The 18515-nt window shown below is 35.6% G+C and carries 11 protein-coding genes, 1 tRNA gene, 3 rRNA genes and 3 pseudogenes; 2 read left to right on the forward strand and 16 right to left on the reverse strand.

Features of this window, described 5'->3' with window-relative positions; genetic code table 11:
- Positions 1 to 22 precede the first annotated feature (22 nt).
- From MOV50_RS02680 to rfaD, 3 genes and pseudogenes are all read right to left on the reverse strand, one after another.
- Complete coding sequence (locus MOV50_RS02680; RefSeq protein WP_321778883.1) at positions 23 to 622, reverse strand: YfaZ family outer membrane protein; 600 nt, start codon at positions 620 to 622, stop codon at positions 23 to 25.
- Positions 622 to 2046: a D-glycero-beta-D-manno-heptose-7-phosphate kinase gene (rfaE1, locus tag MOV50_RS02685; RefSeq protein WP_321778884.1), complete on the reverse strand. Its 1425-nt coding sequence runs from the start codon at positions 2044 to 2046 to the stop codon at positions 622 to 624. The genes MOV50_RS02680 and rfaE1 overlap by 1 nt, the downstream gene beginning before the upstream one ends.
- Positions 2046 to 3054: pseudogene (gene rfaD / locus MOV50_RS02690) on the reverse strand (ADP-glyceromanno-heptose 6-epimerase). Before rfaD ends, rfaE1 begins: the two are co-directional and overlap by 1 nt.
- Before the next feature lie 111 nt (positions 3055 to 3165).
- Between rfaD and MOV50_RS02695 the strand changes: the two are divergent.
- Positions 3166 to 3453, forward strand: a complete 288-nt coding sequence (locus tag MOV50_RS02695; RefSeq protein ID WP_321778885.1) for a cytochrome C — start codon at positions 3166 to 3168, stop codon at positions 3451 to 3453.
- 208 nt (positions 3454 to 3661) lie between these two features.
- A pseudogene (locus MOV50_RS02700) lies at positions 3662 to 3950 on the forward strand (c-type cytochrome).
- Between the two features lie 85 nt (positions 3951 to 4035).
- On the opposite strand, the gene ccoS reads toward MOV50_RS02700, so the two are convergent.
- From ccoS to MOV50_RS02765, 13 genes and pseudogenes are all read right to left on the reverse strand, one after another.
- The gene (gene ccoS, locus MOV50_RS02705; protein WP_321778886.1) at positions 4036 to 4251 is read right to left on the reverse strand and encodes a cbb3-type cytochrome oxidase assembly protein CcoS; all 216 of its coding nucleotides are present in this window, start codon (positions 4249 to 4251) and stop codon (positions 4036 to 4038) included.
- Between the two features lie 3 nt (positions 4252 to 4254).
- A pseudogene (locus MOV50_RS02710) lies at positions 4255 to 6602 on the reverse strand (heavy metal translocating P-type ATPase).
- A 43-nt stretch (positions 6603 to 6645) separates the two neighbouring features.
- Complete coding sequence (locus MOV50_RS02715; protein WP_321778887.1) at positions 6646 to 7131, reverse strand: asparaginase domain-containing protein; 486 nt, start codon at positions 7129 to 7131, stop codon at positions 6646 to 6648.
- Entirely contained in the window at positions 7115 to 7639 is a 525-nt protein-coding gene (gene gmhB, locus MOV50_RS02720; protein ID WP_321778888.1) for a D-glycero-beta-D-manno-heptose 1,7-bisphosphate 7-phosphatase, read from the reverse strand. Before gmhB ends, MOV50_RS02715 begins: the two co-directional genes overlap by 17 nt.
- Positions 7640 to 7645: 6 nt before the next feature.
- Entirely contained in the window at positions 7646 to 8233 is a 588-nt protein-coding gene (locus tag MOV50_RS02725; protein ID WP_321778889.1) for a D-sedoheptulose 7-phosphate isomerase, read from the reverse strand.
- A gap of 168 nt (positions 8234 to 8401) precedes the next feature.
- Positions 8402 to 8517: ribosomal RNA gene (rrf, locus tag MOV50_RS02730) — 5S ribosomal RNA — on the reverse strand.
- Between the two features lie 348 nt (positions 8518 to 8865).
- Positions 8866 to 11773: ribosomal RNA gene (locus tag MOV50_RS02735) — 23S ribosomal RNA — on the reverse strand.
- A 379-nt stretch (positions 11774 to 12152) separates the two neighbouring features.
- Positions 12153 to 12229 (reverse strand) — tRNA-Ile (locus MOV50_RS02740).
- A gap of 264 nt (positions 12230 to 12493) precedes the next feature.
- Positions 12494 to 14013 (reverse strand): 16S ribosomal RNA (locus tag MOV50_RS02745).
- Together the 16S, 23S and 5S rRNA genes with 1 tRNA gene alongside form the textbook arrangement of a ribosomal RNA operon.
- A 525-nt stretch (positions 14014 to 14538) precedes the next feature.
- Positions 14539 to 15213, reverse strand: coding sequence for a type II secretion system protein (locus MOV50_RS02750; protein ID WP_321778890.1), 675 nt, complete (start codon positions 15211 to 15213; stop codon positions 14539 to 14541).
- Positions 15214 to 15286: 73 nt separating this feature from the next.
- Positions 15287 to 17101 (reverse strand): citrate/2-methylcitrate synthase, encoded by a 1815-nt coding sequence (locus MOV50_RS02755; RefSeq protein ID WP_321778891.1) that lies wholly within the window; start codon positions 17099 to 17101, stop codon positions 15287 to 15289.
- 10 nt (positions 17102 to 17111) lie between these two features.
- A complete protein-coding gene (locus tag MOV50_RS02760; RefSeq protein ID WP_321778892.1) occupies positions 17112 to 17720 on the reverse strand; it encodes an ATP citrate lyase citrate-binding domain-containing protein in 609 nt (202 codons plus the stop codon).
- Positions 17717 to 18442, reverse strand: a complete 726-nt coding sequence (locus tag MOV50_RS02765; RefSeq protein WP_321778893.1) for an ATP-grasp domain-containing protein — start codon at positions 18440 to 18442, stop codon at positions 17717 to 17719. Before MOV50_RS02765 ends, MOV50_RS02760 begins: the two co-directional genes overlap by 4 nt.
- Positions 18443 to 18515: the final 73 nt, after the last annotated feature.

The raw sequence follows: 18515 nt of genomic DNA on the forward strand, positions 1-18515 counted from the left end.
AGCCTAAGTGGGGTAACTTGTGTTAAAACGCGAATTTAAATCCGATATAAACTGATTTATTATAGTTAAAATCATCACTATAACCTTTACCTGATATATAGTTTGTGTCAAGAGATCTATACCCAAGAGTAACACTACCATTTTTTATAACTTCTAAATCAAGACCAACACGATATTCTAAAAAGTTTTTTGCATCTTGCATTGACAAAACCTCGGGTGCAAAATAAATACTACCGTTTACAAACAGAGGCATTGTGTCTCCAAAAGGAAGTTTATAGCTAGCTTCAGCCCCTAATGGGAAAGTATTGTAGTTTTTTGTGCCATTTAATTTAACGCCAAGACCAATAACAAGGTCTGTTGATTTAACTTTTCTTTGCATTAAAAAATTAACTTCATAGTAATCATTTAAATCACTACTACTTTTAGCATCACTATGATCTTTACTACCATGAAGTAATTTTGCTCCAAGAAAAACTGTATCTGGATCAGTTGCCTCATTAAACTGTCCCATATCAACTTTCACACCAAATTCTAAATCTTTGTCATTTATATTAAGCTCTACTGAGTGCATAGCAAAAGCTGATACACCACAAAGTGCCAATAATCCAATTTTTTTAAGCATTACTGTCCTTGTATTTTTTGAATTGTTTTTGTTGTACTTTTGCCATTGACAAAATCAACAAGTTTCAATTCACTAGCAAACTTAGTTCCAACAACATCTTTTCCTTTATAATCCCCACCCTTAACTAGGGTGTCTGGAGCTATCATCTTTATAAGTTCATAAGGAGTATCTTGTTCAAAAGGTACAACAAAATCCACAGCTTCTAAAGCCGCCAATAAATATGCTCTATCTTGAACCATATTTATGGGGCGAGTCGGTCCTTTTAGTCTTGAAACAGACTCATCAGAGTTTAGTCCAACAATAAGGATATCTCCAAAACTTTTTGCCTCTTGTAAATACTTAACATGTCCAACATGTAAAATATCAAAACAACCATTTGTAAAAACTATTTTTTTCCCATTTTTCTTAGAACGATTTACTATCTCTTGTATATCTTTAAAACTTTTTATATGTGCATCTGAGGTGCTTTTATGTAAGCTTGCTTCATATTCTTCTATCTCGTCAAGTGTTACTGTTGCTGAACCAATTTTTCCAACAACAACACCAGCAGCTAAGTTTGCGAAGGAAGCTGTTTCTTCTATATTTTTACCAGCACTAAGCGAAAAAGCTATAGATGCTATAACAGTATCCCCTGCCCCAGTTACATCAAAAACCTCTTTTGCAACTGTTGGAAATTTTTTAACTTTAGTATCATAAGTAGCAATTCCATCTTCTGAAAGGGTAATAAGAGAGATATCTAATTCTATCTCTTTTTTTAATTTAAGTAGTGCTTCTTTTAAAGAATCTTCATCGTTAATATTTATATTTGTTGCAAGTATTGCCTCTCTTTTATTTGGTGTTAACAGATATGCACCCTTATATTTTGAAAAATTACTGCCCTTTGGGTCAACTAAAACTTTAATCTTATCTCTTTTAGCAAGAGATATTACACCTTGGCATAACTCTGTAGTTAATACACCTTTTCCATAGTCAGAAAGTATTATGGCGTCATAAGAAGATATATTTTTAGAAATAGAGTTTAATATTTTTTCTACAGAGTCTTTTGTAATTTCATTTTTACTTTCTCTATCATATCTTAAAATTTGCTGACTCACAGCTATAATACGACTTTTTTTCGATGTTTTTCTATCATTTTGAATTATTAAATTTTTACTATCTACATTAATCTCGTTTAGCATTTGGGCAAGTTCTAAGCCGTTACTATCATCACCTATAACACTGCTTACACTTACTTTTGCACCTAAGGCTTTAAGATTGTTTATAACATTTCCTGCCCCACCTAGAACTGTTGTTTCTTTGGATATATCTACAACTTGTACAGGTGCTTCAGGAGAAATTCTTTCACAACTTCCCCACAAATAATGGTCAATCATTAAATCACCAATAACCAATATATTTGGTATAAAGTTTTTCAAAACCTTCATTATTTAACTTCTTCTTCATATAACCTTTTAATCTCATCTGCATAATCTTTAATAGCATCTTCCATTTCAAACTCTGGCTTATAACCAAGGGCTTCTTTTGTAGTAGATATATCTGCTTGTGTATGAAACTGATAACTACCAACAAAAGGATTTTTTTATATACTCACACTCTAAAGTTGTACCTAGTTCACGCTGTAAAATATCTACTATGTCTTGAAAACTTCTAGCTTTACCAGTTCCAATATTATAAACACCACTTTCTGTTGGATTCATTGCTTTTACATTTGCTTGTATAACATCTTCAATATATATAAAATCTCTTAGAATTTTATCGCTATCAACAAAAAGACGAGGATTTTTACCTGCTAATAACTGGTGTCCAAATTGTAAAACCATAGATGCTGTTGTGTTTTTAAAGTATTCTCCACTTCCGTAAACATTAAAATACCTAAGACCAACTATTGAAATTTCACTAGTCTTTATGTATTCTCTACTTATATTATCCATACTCAACTTAGAAAAACCATATACATTTTGCGGAGATTCTCTTCCAACTCTTTGAGGTGATTTTGCATTTCCATAAGTTGCAGCAGAAGATGCATAAATCATATTTGCACCATGTCTTAGAGCTATTTCTAGTAAATCTTTATATGCATTTACATTTGTTTTTATCATTAAGTCTTGTTCTTGTGCTGTAGTATCTGAAATCGCTGCTTCATGAAAGATATAATCAAATTTATAGTTTATTTCTAAATCAAGAAGTAAATCTTTATCATTAATATCTCCACTTATTATTTCACCACGAAATCCAATAAGATTTTTAAAATGTCCAAAACTTTTTAGGTTTCCATTTGAAAGTGTTTCACCACTTCTAAATCTATCTAAAATTACTACTTTTGCAAAAGGATGATTATTTTGGAAGTAAAAGGCTAGGTTTGAACCTATAAATCCTGCTCCACCTGTTATTAAAATTGTTTTGCCTTTTAAATCATCTTCTATATATTTCATAATAAATCCTAGTATTTTTTATTTAATAATATCATACACTATAATTCATTAACATGTATTTAAGACTCAAATCACTATAATTGGGACGAAAATTAATCTTAAGGAACATAAATGAAAAAAATCGTAATCGCAACAATAGCAACATTAGCACTAGCAACAGCTTCAATGGCAGCAGTAAATGCAAAAGCATGTACTTCTTGTCACGGTGCAGACTGGAGTAAAAAAGCTCTAGGTAAATCTAAAAATGTTGCTGCTATGACTCATACTGAAATAGCAGATGCGTTAAAAGGTTACAAAGCTGGTACTTACGGTGGACCAATGAAAGGTCTTATGAAAGGTCAAGTTGCAAAATACTCTGATGCTGACTTAGACGCTTTCTCTGCAACTATCGGTAAATAATTTCTGGCACTAAATGCCGACACCCCCGTCGCTTTTCGATGCCCCTTGAGGTAAAAGCGTAAGTGAGGTGCCACTAAATTGTCCTTTTTAGGGCGATTTATATTTTTAACTTATAACTAAACTTAATCATCACTTACATCAAAATACTTAACAAATTCTAAAGCACCTTATTACTATAATCACTTATCAAAATATTCAAGGAAATTAAATGAAAAAAATATTAATCGCAACAGTAGCTACTTTAGCTCTTTCAACTGCTTCAATAGCAGCCGTAAATGGAGCGGCCTGTGCAGCTTGTCATGGTAAAAACTTTGAAAAAAAAAGCTTTAGGAAAGTCTAAAATTGTTGCAAATTTATCTCATGCAGTGATTGCAACTGCACTTAAAGGCTACAAAGCTGGTACTTTTGGTGGACCTATGAAAGCTGTAATGAAAGGTCAAGTAGCAAGATACTCTGACGCTGATTTAGAAGCTTTTGCACAAACTATTGGTAAGTAATTTCTGGCACTAAATGCCGACACTCCGTCGCTTCTCGATGCCCCTTGAGGGTAAAAGCGCAAGTGGAGTGACCTTTTATGGCAATTTATTCTGGTCTATAATTCTTTTTTAATCTTTCTCTTTTTTCTTCTTGTTTTTTAGCATCATTTAACTCTTCTTCACCATCAAATTTTGTAGCATTTAAAAATTTTTTTTCATCATCAAACTGACCATTTTTTACAGCCCATAAAAATCCAAATAATGCAATTGCTCCTAAAAACAGAGAAACTCCTAGCATCATTGCTATTATCCAACTATCCATTTATCAAACCTTTTTATATTTATATTTTATTCTCATAGAATTGCCTACAACAAGCAGTGAGCTAACAGACATAGAAATAGCCGCAACTAAAGGAATAACGAAACCAGCCATAGCCAATGGGATTGTAATAGCATTATATGCTAAAGATATAAATAAATTTTGTTTAATCAATCCAAAAGTTGTACGACTTATTCTAAAAGCATCATGAAGCGATTTTAGTGAATTATTTAATAAAACAACATCTCCTATTTCTACTGCTATATCACTTCCGCTTCCCATCGCAATTCCTATGTCAGCTTTTGCTAAAGCTAATATATCATTTACTCCATCTCCAACCATTATAACTTTTTTATTATTTTTATGTAAGTCACTTATAATTTAGATTTTTCTTCTGGACTCTGTTCATATTTAAAATCACTAATCCCAACTTCTTTAGCAATTTTCTTAGCACTAAATTCATTATCACCTGTTAACATTATAGTTTTGATATTTATCTTCTTTAAACTTTCTACAAGTTCCAAAGCTTCTTCCTTTACCTTATCACTCAACTCGTAAATTGCAACTATTTTTTTATCAACAGCATAGTAAAAAACTGTATTATCAGTACTAAAATTTATCTCAATATTATTTTGCTTTAATAATTTTAAATTTCCACCTAATATTTGTATTTCTTTATACTTTGCTTTTATTCCTAATGAAGGAATTTGAGATAATTCATCAAAAATTATCTCTTGAATATTTTCGTCCTTTTCTTCTAAATACTTTGCTATACCAGATGCAACAGGATGTTTTGATAATTTACATAGAGAGTATAAAAGTGTTTTATCAAATTGCTCATACAGATGTACATTAATTACTTCTGGCTTTCCTACTGTGATTGTTCCTGTTTTATCTAAAACTAAAGTATCAGCCTTTGCCATTATTTCTAATTGCGAAGCTTGTTTAAACAATATCCCCTTTTTAGTTGCTATACTTAATCCAACAAGTGTAGCAACAGGAGTTGCCAAGGCTAAGGCACAAGGACATGCTATTACGATAACAGAAATTCCAACCATAAAAGAAAGTTCAAAGCCATTACCTAGATATAACCAAATAAAAAAAGTCATAAAAGAAAGAGCTAATATTGCAGAAGAAAAATGCTCAGAAAGCCTATTTGCCATTTGTTGAATTTTTGGTTTTGTATTTATAGCCTCTTCTAAAAGTGAAACAAGATTAGACAATGTAGAATGCTTAAAATCTTTTGTTGCAATAAAATGTATATCAGCATCTATACTCGTTGTTCCACTTGTTATTAAATCTCCAACTTTTTTTTCTACTGGCTTATTCTCTCCTGTTAAATTTGATTCATCAAAGGAACCATGTCCTTTTATTATTTCACCATCCAATAAAATTTTTTCTCCAGATGCAATAACAATAACACTCCCTACCTTTACTTCTTCTAGCTTTGTGCTTATTATTTTATCATTAATGATTATGTTCACTTCACTTGGAATATGTTTACCAATAATATCAAGAGTATCTGCCACACTTTTTTTACTCAAAATTTCCAAGAACTTACCTATTAGAACAAAAGTAATTATCATACTTACAGAGTCAAAGTATGCTTCTCCATTTTGCATAATTGTAATATAAATAGAGTAAAGATAAGTAAAAAGTGCTCCCGTTGCTACTAACAAGTCCATATTTACAACTTTATTTTTTAGTCCGTAATATGCTCCTCTAAAAAATACCCAACCACTAAAAAATAATACAGGCGTAGCTAAAATGCCCTCTGCAATATTTAGTATTGTTTTAATTTCTTGTGTTATACCTGTGAAATATCCTGCATACTGAGCAACAGCTATCCACATAATATTCATAGATGCAAAAATTGCAACAGCCATTTTTAAATAGTATGATTTTCTTTCTTTGTTTGCATGAGCCTCTTGTATAGATGCGTCATAAGCAAAAGCATTATAACCAATGGAGCGAATCATATCTATAATTTGAGATAATTTCACAACATCATCAGCCCATACTATTTTTGCTTTATTGTTCGTAAAATTAATATTTGCTTCTATAACTCCGTCCATTTTATGTAAAGCTTTTTCATTTAACCAAACACATGCTGAACAATGAATTCCTTCTATAATTAATGATACTGTATTAAAGCCATCACTATCAACTTTTACAAAAGAATCTCTAAAAATATCTGTATCAAAATTCGATGAATCATCATATTGAATAGAAGGTGGTGTTAGAACAATGTTACCACTTTTTTCATAAAAAGTTTCTAAGCCTTCATCATTTAAAAGATTAAATACTCCCTTGCAACCATTACAGCAAAAGAAATTATTTCCTTGTATTATCATAATAGATTTATCAAATTTTAGATGACAATGACTACAAGCAATATTATTTGACAAGTTCAAATTTTCCTAAATTTGTATTTTTTGTTATTTTGTTATGAAGTTCAATATTGCCATTCATGCAAATATAAATACCATTGCTGTGTATTGCTTTAGCAAAACCAATCGCCATACCAAGATTTAAACTTGATTCTATATTGTCAATCTCAAAAGGCTTCATTGCACCTGTTAAAATAATTTTTCTGTCATTAAATATTTCAGATAAAAATTCTGCACTCTTATTCATAGTATCTGTGCCATGTATTATTATAAAAGTATCATCTTTTGACTGCATAATAATATTTGCCAACATTTTTCTGTCATTTATATCCATTTGTAAACTATCTTTAAAAATAATACCTGCAATATCATACTTGAACTCAACATTTTGCAATATCTTATCAATAGCATTATTGTCCATTGGAACTTCTAATTCACCATTGATAAAATTATATCTTTTGTTAAGAGTACCACCACTATTTAAGATTAGCATTATATATTTCCTCAAATTTATTAATTATTTTTGTTGCTTTTGAAACACTTATAGAAGAATATTCATCAAAAAGATAAGTAGTTAATAAACCAGCATTTAAACCAGCTTCAATATCCCTTTCTTTATCGCCAATCAAAATTGAATTTTTCAAGTCAATATCAAAATCATTTTTTGCTTCTATAAGCATTCCAGATTTTGGCTTTCTACAATCACAAGTTCCAGATATATTTGGATGATGAGGGCAATAATAAACTTTTTTTATTTTTATATCTTTTTTTAAAAATTCATCTATCATCCAAGAAGTCAATCTATTAAAATCATTTTTATCATAATATTCTCTAGCTATTCCGGATTGATTTGTTACAACTATAATAATATAACCTAGATTTTGATAATACTTGCAAAGTTCAAAAATACCACATATAAATTCAAAATCTTCTATTTTATATAAATAATCTTTTTCAATATTTATAACACCATCGCGGTCAAGAAAAAGAGCTTTATTCATATCTACTCAACTAACGCCATCACCGAATATCTCTTTTTCAATAATATCACAGATTATATGCCCTATTAATATATGAGATTCTTGAATACGAGGAGTAGAATCAGATGGAATAATTATTGAATAATCTGCCATCTTTGCCATCTCACCTCCATCTCTTCCAGTTAAAGCAACAGTAATTATATTTTTATCTTTAGCAACTTTAAAAGCATTAATGAGATTTAAAGAGTTACCAGAAGTTGAAATACCTATAAAAATATCCCCACTTTGTCCCATACCTTCTAATTGGCGAGAAAAAACTTTATCATAGCCATAATCATTGCCAATAGCAGTTAAACAAGAAGTATCTGTTGTTAGTGCTAGAGAAGGAAGTGAAGGTCTATCAAATCCATACCTACCAACCATTTCAGCCGCTATATGCTGTGCATCTGCAGCACTTCCACCATTACCAGCCAATATAGTTTTGTTAGAACCTTTATATAGTTCAACACACAGTTTTGAAACTTCTTCAATTTTATTTATTAATTCTTCGTTTTTATAAATAGCAAGCTTAGTTTCGTAAGATTTTTTAATTTGATTTTGAATATAATTTTTCATAAGTACACCTAAAATAATATACAAAATAATACCATAATAATTACATAATAATGCGTCAGAATAAATAAAAGAATTCAGGAAAAAGAGAATATAAGATTGATAAAGCAAATAAAAGAAAAAGTCAACGAAAGTAATTGTAAAGAATTGATTATATATAAGAAATGATCAACTAGGCAGCGACCTACATTCCCACAGATGCAATCTGCAGTATTATCAGCGATGAGAGGCTTAGCTTCTGGGTTCGGAATGGGACCAGGCGTTTCCCTCTCTCTATAGCCACCTAGACAATCACATATAAAGATACCTAAGTATTTTTATATGTGACTGTATGAGTCAATATGAGTGAGTACTCATTAAATATTAATTGCTAAAGTCTGGCTCTAAAAGCCGATACTCCCGTCGCTAAAGCGTAAGTGGGGTACAACATCATCTTAGTAGATAATCGGGGTCATTGGTTGAATATTTTATTGCAAAGCAATGAAATATTAAAGCTGTGACCTCTGTAAGGCTAAACAAACAGTTAAAACTGCCTATTAAGTTTACATCTTCAAAGAACTAAATAACTTCTGCGCTTTAGCGCTAATACACTAAACAAGGTAGTGAACGAATTGTATTTCTAATTAAAGAAATGTATAAAAAAGACAAACGATCTATTAGTACTGGTCAGCTAAACAGATTGCTCTGCGTACACATCCAGCCTATCAAGCAGTTAGTCTTACTGCGATCTTCAGGGAGAGTTCATCTTAGAGTTGGCTTCCCGCTTAGATGCTTTCAGCGGTTATCTCATCCGTACGTAGCTACCCAGCGATGCTCTTGGCAGAACAACTGGTGCACCAGTGGTACGTCCAACCCGGTCCTCTCGTACTAGGGTCAGCTCTCTTCAACTCTCCTACGCCCACGGAAGATAGGGACCGAACTGTCTCACGACGTTCTGAACCCAGCTCGCGTACCGCTTTAAATGGCGAACAGCCATACCCTTGGGACCTGCTCCAGCCCCAGGATGCGATGAGCCGACATCGAGGTGCCAAACCTCCCCGTCGATGTGAGCTCTTGGGGGAGATCAGCCTGTTATCCCCGGCGTACCTTTTATCCTTTGAGCGATGGCCCTTCCACACAGAACCACCGGATCACTATGACCGTCTTTCGACTCTGCTCGACTTGTATGTCTTACAGTCAGGCTAGCTTATGCCATTATACTCTACGAGGGATTTCCAACCCCTCTGAGCTAACCTTTGTAAGCCTCCGTTACTCTTTAGGAGGCGACCGCCCCAGTCAAACTACCCACCAGACATTGTCCTCGCACGAGATAATCGTACCGAGTTAGCTATCAGAATATTCAAGGGTGGTATCTCAAGATTGCCTCATCATAATCTGGCGACTATGAATCAATGGCTCCCACCTATCCTGCACATGAATATCCCAATAGCAGTGTCAAGCTATAGTAAAGGTGCACGGGGTCTTTCCGTCTTTCCGCGGGTAGGAGGAATTTTCACCTCCACTACAATTTCACTGGATCCATTGTTGAGACAGCTCCCATCTCGTTACGCCATTCATGCAGGTCGGTATTTAACCGACAAGGAATTTCGCTACCTTAGGACCGTTATAGTTACGGCCGCCGTTTACTTGTGCTTCAATTCATGCCTTCGCAAAGCTAAGCAATCCTTTTAACATTCAAGCACCGGGCAGGCGTCACACCCTATACATCCTCTTACGAGTTAGCAGAGTGCTGTGTTTTTGGTAAACAGTCGGGAGGGACACTTTGCTGCGACCTTGTAATGCTTTGGGAAGTAAATTCCCTAACACTTAAGGCACACCTTATACCGAAGATACGGTGCTAGTTTGCAGAGTTCCTTAACAATGGTTCTTCCACGCGCCTTAGAATACTCATCTCACCCACCTGTGTTGGTTTACGGTACGGGCAACATTACATCTCGTTTAGAGGCTTTTCTCGGCACGACAGTATCAACGATTCAGTTCGCTCTCCGAAGAGATTGAACTGCCTGTAAGATCTCGGTTGCATGAGAAGCGGATTTTCCTACTTCTCAACCTACTTCCTTCGAGCCACTATTCCATCAGTGACCTCGTTTAACTCTATGCGTCCCCCCATCACTCAAATGATGTAATGTCGGTATAGGAATATTAACCTATTTGCCATCGTCTACCCCTTTCGGACTCGACTTAGGTCCCGACTAACCCTACGATGACGAGCATCGCGTAGGAAACCTTGGGTTTACGGCGAAGGAAATTCTCATTCCTTTTCTCGCTACTCATGCCTGCATGCTCACTTCCATCCGCTCCAGTACTCCTTACCGGTATACCTTCAGCGCTGAATGGAACGCTCTCCTACCACTTGGTAGTTATACCAAATCTAAAGCTTCGGTGTTTATCTTAGCCCCGTTATATTTTCGGCGCAGAATCGCTAGACCAGTGAGCTGTTACGCTTTCTTTAAAGGATGGCTGCTTCTAAGCCAACCTCCTGGTTGTCACAGCAACTCCACATCCTTTTCCACTTAGATAAAACTTTGGGACCTTAGCTGTTAGTCTGGGTTGTTCCCCTCTCGACATAGGATTTTATCACCCTACGCCTGACTCCCGAGGTTACACATACAGTATTCGGAGTTTGATAGGGTTTGGTACCGCGGTAAGCAGCCCTAGCCCTGTCAGTGCTCTACCCCTGTATGCTAATGCTCGAGGCTATACCTAAATATATTTCGGAGAGAACCAGCTATCACTAAGTTTGATTGGCCTTTCACCCCTATCCACAAGTCATCCCAACAGTTTTCAACCTGTACGGGTTCGGTCCTCCACTGGCTCTTACACCAGCTTCAACCTGCTCATGGATAGATCACTTAGTTTCGGGTCTGCAGCATCTAACTATGTCGCCCTATTAAGACTCGCTTTCGCTACGGCTCCCCGTTAGGTTAACCTTGCTAGATACCACAACTCGCAGGCTCATTATGCAAAAGGCAGTCCGTCACACTTGTATTACCGAAGTAATACAATAGTGCTCCGAATGATTGTAAGCCATAGGTTTCAGGTTCTATTTCACTCCGCTCACCGCGGTCCTTTTCACCTTTCCCTCACGGTACTTGTTCGCTATCGGTCTAGTAGTAGTATTTAGGGTTGGAGGGTGGTCCCCCCATATTCAGTCAAGATAACACGTGTCCCGACCTACTCGTTCCTTAGTCTAGTATCATATAAATGCTTTCGCTTACGGGAGTATCACCCTCTATGCTCACTCTTTCCAAAGTGTTCTGCTAACATCTATATTATCACTAAGTGCCCTAATCCAATTTCGCTCGCCGCTACTCTCGGAATCTCGTTTGATTTCTTTTCCTTCAGGTACTGAGATGTTTCACTTCCCTGAGTTCGCCTCTATATAAATATAGATAACATGAATCGCTCCATGCTGGGTCGCCCCATTCAGAAATCCCCGGATCAAAGCTCTTTGGCAGCTCCCCGAGGCTTTTCGCAGCCTAATACGTCTTTCATCGCCTCTACTAGCCAAGGCATCCACCTATGGCCCTTAATATCTTTTTTAATTAATATTAAAATGTTTGAATAAGATTTAACTCTTACTCTTTGTTATTCTAATTTGCGTTCACTACCTTGGTTAATGTATCATTTATATTCCCATTAAGAAATGCTTATGCCCTTGTGGTACAAGTTCCTTAATTTCGCTTGGACCGCTGTGGTCACTAAAGCTAAATATATATTCAACAAATAATCAAGTTAGTAATTTGTTTATTGTAGTTATTTAGTTTATAATTAATAATTGACTTATCTTATAATTTAATATACGATTCGTTTCTTATTATTATATGTTGACTTTAACAATTATAATTTAATGAACTTTTTGGTTTAAAAAACCAAATCCAAATACTTATTTTAAGTATTTGGATTTGATTTCTTACAAAAATGGTGGGCCTACCAGGACTTGAACCTGGGACCTCACCCTTATCAGGGGTGCACTCTAACCAGCTGAGCTATAGGCCCTAAAGTGTCTACTGATATTCCGACAAAGGAACTAGTCCCTTTCTCTCGCTTGGACCGCTGTGGTCACTAAAGCTAAACTCTTTCGAGTTAGAGTATCAATTCATAATTCAAATGAATTCTGATCACTGAAAACTAAGCAAGTAAAGACTAATAATAACTAATATCTTCGACAGAAAAGAATTTAGTTCTTTTCTGCATTGGCTTTTACGCCTTATGAGATTTTCTTTGTAAGATAAACAAATGAATGTTTACTCTTTACTCTAGAAAGGAGGTGATCCAACCGCAGGTTCTCCTACGGTTACCTTGTTACGACTTCACCCCAGTCGCTAATTCCACCGTAAGTGGTAGCCTCCCGAAGGTTAGCTTCCCAATTTCGGGTGAAATCAACTCCCATGGTGTGACGGGCGGTGAGTACAAGACCCGGGAACGTATTCACCGTAGCATTGCTGATCTACGATTACTAGTGATTCCAGCTTCATGGAGTCGAGTTGCAGACTCCAATCCGAACTGAGAGACGCTTTAAGAGATTAGCTCCACCTCGCGGTATCGCAACTCTCTGTACGCCCCATTGTAGCACGTGTGTAGCCCTAGCCGTAAGGGCCATGATGACTTGACGTCGTCCTCACCTTCCTCCTCCTTGCGAAGGCAGTCTCTTTAGAGTGCCCAGCTTAACCTGCTGGCAACTAAAGACGAGGGTTGCGCTCGTTGCGGGACTTAACCCAACATCTCACGACACGAGCTGACGACAGCCGTGCAGCACCTGTTTTCATGCTCCCCGAAGGGCACCTCTGTATCTCTACTGAGTTCAATCAATGTCAAGGCTAGGTAAGGTTCTTCGCGTATCTTCGAATTAAACCACATGCTCCACCACTTGTGCGGGTCCCCGTCTATTCCTTTGAGTTTTAATCTTGCGACCGTACTCCCCAGGCGGAACACTTAATCTGTTAAGTGCATCACCGAGATGACAAGCATCCCGACGACTAGTGTTCATCGTTTAGGGCGTGGACTACCGGGGTATCTAATCCCGTTTGCTCCCCACGCTTTCACGCCTTAGCGTCAGTAATGTTCCAGGAGATCGCCTTCGCTTTCGGTATTCCTAGTGATATCTACGGATTTTACCCCTACACCACTAATTCCATCTCCCCCTCCCATACTCTAGGTTAGTAGTTTCAAATGCAGTTCTACAGTTAAGCTGTAGGATTTCACATCTGACTTACCAACCCGCCTACGCGTCCTTTACGCCCAGTGATTCCGAGTAACGCTTGCACCCTCCGTATTACCGCGGCTGCTGGCACGGAGTTAGCCGGTGCTTATTCATATGCTACCGTCATTTTCTTGACATATAAAAGGAGTTTACACACCGAAATGCGTCATCCTCCACGCGGCGTTGCTGCATCAGGGTTTCCCCCATTGTGCAATATTCCTCACTGCTGCCTCCCGTAGGAGTCTGGTCCGTGTCTCAGTACCAGTGTGGCGGATCATCCTCTCAAACCCGCTACCCGTCATTGTCTTGGTAGTCTCTTACACTACCAACTAACTGATGGGATATAGTCTCATCTCGAAGCGAAAAAACATTTACCAACTCTACTTATGTAGAGAAGGACTATTTGGTATTAATCATCGTTTCCAATGGCTATCCCAATCTTCGAGGCAGATTAACTATATATTACTCACCCGTGCGCCACTCGTCAGCAACTAGCAAGCTAGTTCTGTTACCGTTCGACTTGCATGTGTTAAGCACGCCGCCAGCGTTCACTCTGAGCCAGGATCAAACTCTCCATAATTATCTGTTTCCTTGAAACGGAACAAGTCCCGTTTCAATTCCTTGCACTAAAGCTACAAACTAACAAGTAGTTTGAGAATTGATGTTTGGAGTTTAGAAACTTTTATCATGTAAAGTACTTATTGCTAAGTATTACTGATCTTTTGCCCAAGAATTAAAATTCATTGGCTTTGATTGTTTTATAGTCTAAACTAACTACTGCTTAAAGTATTAGTTACGACTTTTTGTATAGTATCTATTACTATTTGGGAACCAAACATAACCTAAGTTATATCTGGTAACTAATAGAATAGACGGTTGTTGTTATATTAGTTATTTCTAAGTAACATTTCCAACTTAATAGTTATTATTAAGTCTATTACTTGCTTAGTTTTCAATGATCTCAAACATCTCTGAACCTCTTATGGCTCTTGACTCCTAAACTTTAGGTGTCTGTGTTTGTGGACGGGAATTATAGACAAGTGTTGCTTAGTCTGTTCTTAATGTTTCGAAATTGTTTTGGGATTTGGAAAAAGTTAATTGAAAATTAACTATTAACTATATGTGCATAGCCTGTTTCTGGCTCTATTGCTATTGTAACATTACCTTCTGAATTTATTAAAATTATATTGCAAGTTGTTTGAATTAGACCAATCGTGGCTGTATTCCTATATGACTGAGTGTATGTGTTAAATGTTCCCCTTAGTGGTCGTCCTAAATGGTCAAAAGAAAGACGCTTAACGGTTGCTGAAGCACACCCACCAGTAAACAAAACTCCACTTATATTATATGCTTCTCCAATATTCATTTTTTTACTAGCTCTTGCATCATCTGTATCTAATATACCAGAATATCCTCCACTTAGATACTTATCCCCACTAATTGGGCTCAAAGCAAGTTCATTTAAATTTGGTTTTGAATAATCTGTTAAATCTGAGCCATCATCTGAAAAAATAGAATATGCAATATTTCCATTTGTACTAGCAGAACTTCCAAATAAAAGTTGCCATCGTTTCTTATACCAATCATTCACTCCAGCTGTATTATCTCCATATCTATCATCAACCATAGCAAGATGCTGAGTGTATCTGATATGAGAAACAACTTGTATAGCTGCTTCTCTAAGTTTAGTAGATCTCATTTGTGGGGATATTACTGCTGCTAAAATACCTATTACTATCAGTACGAAAACTAACTCTAACATTGTAAACGCTTTTTTCACAGTAAACTCCAAAAAATATTATTATTTCTAAAGTATAACAAAAAAAGTTCAATAATAGAACTTTTATGCTATTTTATACTTCTTCTGCTTCTTGAACATCATAAAAAATATCATCCATTGGATGTCTATACATTGGCATTGCAAGTCTTTTTTCATCTAATATATGTCCAATAAATCCTATACTTCTTCCTACTATAAAGAATGAATTTAATGTACCTGATTCTACAAACTCATCTATTTCAAATTCTGGATAATTTAATGCTCTCCACATATCAACCATTAATATCCCTATAGTTCCATCAACATTAAGAATTAAATTCTCTTTTTTTGATGTTGTTAATTGCTCAACTGTTAATGCATAATCCAACAACGGAGTAGAAGGAAAATACTCTTTTGCAAACTTCTTCAAGCCTTCAACTCTTAAATCTGGATTTTTAAGAGATTTAATTCTATGTCCAATTCCAGGAATTGGAACTCCTTCTTTTTTCATATAGTTTAAAAATTCAGCAGGTGTAAGATTATTGTCATCAGCATATTTAAAATACTTAGCTGCTCCATCTATCGCTCCACCAAATCTAGGACCAATTGTTAATAATCCAGTTACCAATGCTTCAACAACTGACTTTCCAGCTCTTGCTGTAACTTTTGCATTATGTGCACCTGAAACTGCAGGACCATGATCAGCAACAGTTTTCATAACCGTTTCTATAAACTGAGTTGCCCATTTTGGATACTGTTTTTTAAACCATAAAAGTGAAATAACATCACCTATACCTTTGCCCGTTTCTGGAGTAGCAACACTAGATATTGGGAAACCTGCATAAGTACATTCATCTCCTCTATCATCAGAGATAGTACAAATAAATTCTTTAGTTCTACGAACTTTTGGAATTGTTTTTAATTCTTTCTCAATAATCTCTTCTATTTCACCTTTAGCTTTTAGCTCTTCATAAACTTTTTTAATCATTGCTGGTAAATCATTAAATGACTTAGGAACATACATACCAGCATCTGCCATCGCTTTATTTTTGGTAGCTGCTGTTTCTGCATCTGCATTTGCACTAGCACCTGCATGACCGAACTGCACATCACTACTAAAATGTTTAGCGATAGTTCCAATACACCAACCTATAATAGGCTTTGTAATTTCTCCTGATTTCATAGCATCTATGATTTTATACTCTTCAGTACCACCAACTTCGCCTAAAAGAACCATATATTTAACTTCTGGATTTTTTTCCATTCTTAGTAAGTTGTCTATAAAAACAGAACCAACAAATCTATCTCCACCAATAGCAACACCTTCTGCAATTCCATCGGCATTAATACTAATGATATTACCTAACTCATTAAACAAACCGCCTGAACGAGTCACTAATCCACAAGAACCTGCACGATGCAGTTTTGAATTTATGATATTTTCAATAGTTCCGCCAATATTTGCAATTTTAAATGCACCCGGAGAAATCGCACCAACTGTTGCTGGTCCTATTACATTAACACCTTGTGTTCTTGCTCTATTGTTCATTTTTCTTGCAAGTCTTTCAGGTATCCCTTCTGCTGTAACCATAATAGTTGAAAAGCCACCAATATCCATAGCCTCCATTGTCACATCATACGCAGTTCTAAAAGAACCAAAATTTAAAAGTACATCTGCACTTGGATGAGTACTTTTAGCATCTGCTGTTGTTTTAAAAAGAGGAATCATAACTTCATCTGTACCCATAAAGAATCTCTCAAACTTGTTATTACTTGTTGGTGCTACTATCGCTGCAACTGATGGGGTTTTTCTGTTGATTGTGTAATCATAATCTAGCATTCTTTGTATTGCTGTTTTATTATTATTCCAAAATATTGCTTGTGTGTCTTTAGTAAATAATTGTGTCATCTTAATCCTCCTACTTCTCTAATGCCATTCTAACAATGTCAGTAACATGTGTTTGTGGTCCATAAACTTCTATGTTTAAACCTAATCTATCCGCTGCTTCTTTAATATTTTTAAGACCTATCTCATAGTTTGGTCCTCCACGACGGACATATATTTTTGTATTATGTTCTTTTATTTTTTCGTGATTTTCTTCAAAAGATTGAATAATACCTGTGAAAGTTTTTGCAACATCTGTAAAGTTAGCTATTGCTCCACCAATAATTAAAATCTTATCTTGCCCTTGTGGATCTTTATGTCTAGTCATTAAATCAATAACAGTATCAGCATAAAATTTTGTCTCACTAGTTGTTGGTCCACCAGAATACTCACCATAATTGGCTAAATCTGCAACACTTCCGCCATTTGCCTCTGCAAAATCAGCGATAGTATCTGCATAAACAACAGACGCTCCACCACCAGCGACCATAGTCCAAACTCTACCCATAGGATTTAAAATAGTAAGCTTTAATGAAGCTCCTGATTTACTGTCTGCCATCGCAATAGCTTTTTCTTCTACTGTTTGGTCTTCCATACCAAATGGGGTTGGATATTCAATATCTCCCCAAGCATCTTTCATCATAAACCTGCAGTATCATCAAGTTTTGAAACTAAGTCAAGGATTGCGGTATTATTATCTTTTAACATTACTATTGGATTTATTTCCAAATAAGCAAAATTCATATCTCTATAAAAGTTAAAAAATGAAATAGCGAAAGCTGTAAAACAATCTTTAGAATTTGAAGGGATTTCAGATGGAATGTTTGCTTTAACAGCATGTTCCATATCCGCGTCACTCATATCAATCGGAATAATTACTTGATTTACTTTATCATCCCAACCATCTTCAACTTCCATACCACCTTCAGCTGACATATATAAAACATCATCTTCATCTACACAAGTTGCGCAAATATAGTATTCTTGTTCTTGTGTATGAGGAACAAATGGTTCCACAATAAAGTGAGTAAGAGTTCCATGTTGACCTGTTAAAAGTGTAGTAGTATGTGATATTTTTTCATCAATCCACGCAGCAGCTACTTCTAAAGTTACATCACCAACTTTTTTATCTTTAAACAGAACTAAATCATTTTTACCTCTTTTTCCAAAGAGCATATCTGGCTTTGCTACTAAAGTTTCTTGTTTAAGCCATTCAAAACCATGTTCTTCAGATTTTGCAAGTAGGTCTGCTCCACTAGAAACTAAAACTGATTTAAATCCATAATGGAAACCACTAAAATAATTTTCCCATTGTTTGGAAAAAAGTGCTTTACCATCATATTCGCGTATCGCTTTTTGAGCCATTTGAACTCCCTCTTTTTATATTTATAACAATTTTATCACATATTGATAAACAATTATAATTTATGGGAGTAAA

This window comes from Sulfurimonas sp., from assembly GCF_029027585.1.
In the GTDB taxonomy this organism is placed as follows: domain Bacteria; phylum Campylobacterota; class Campylobacteria; order Campylobacterales; family Sulfurimonadaceae; genus Sulfurimonas.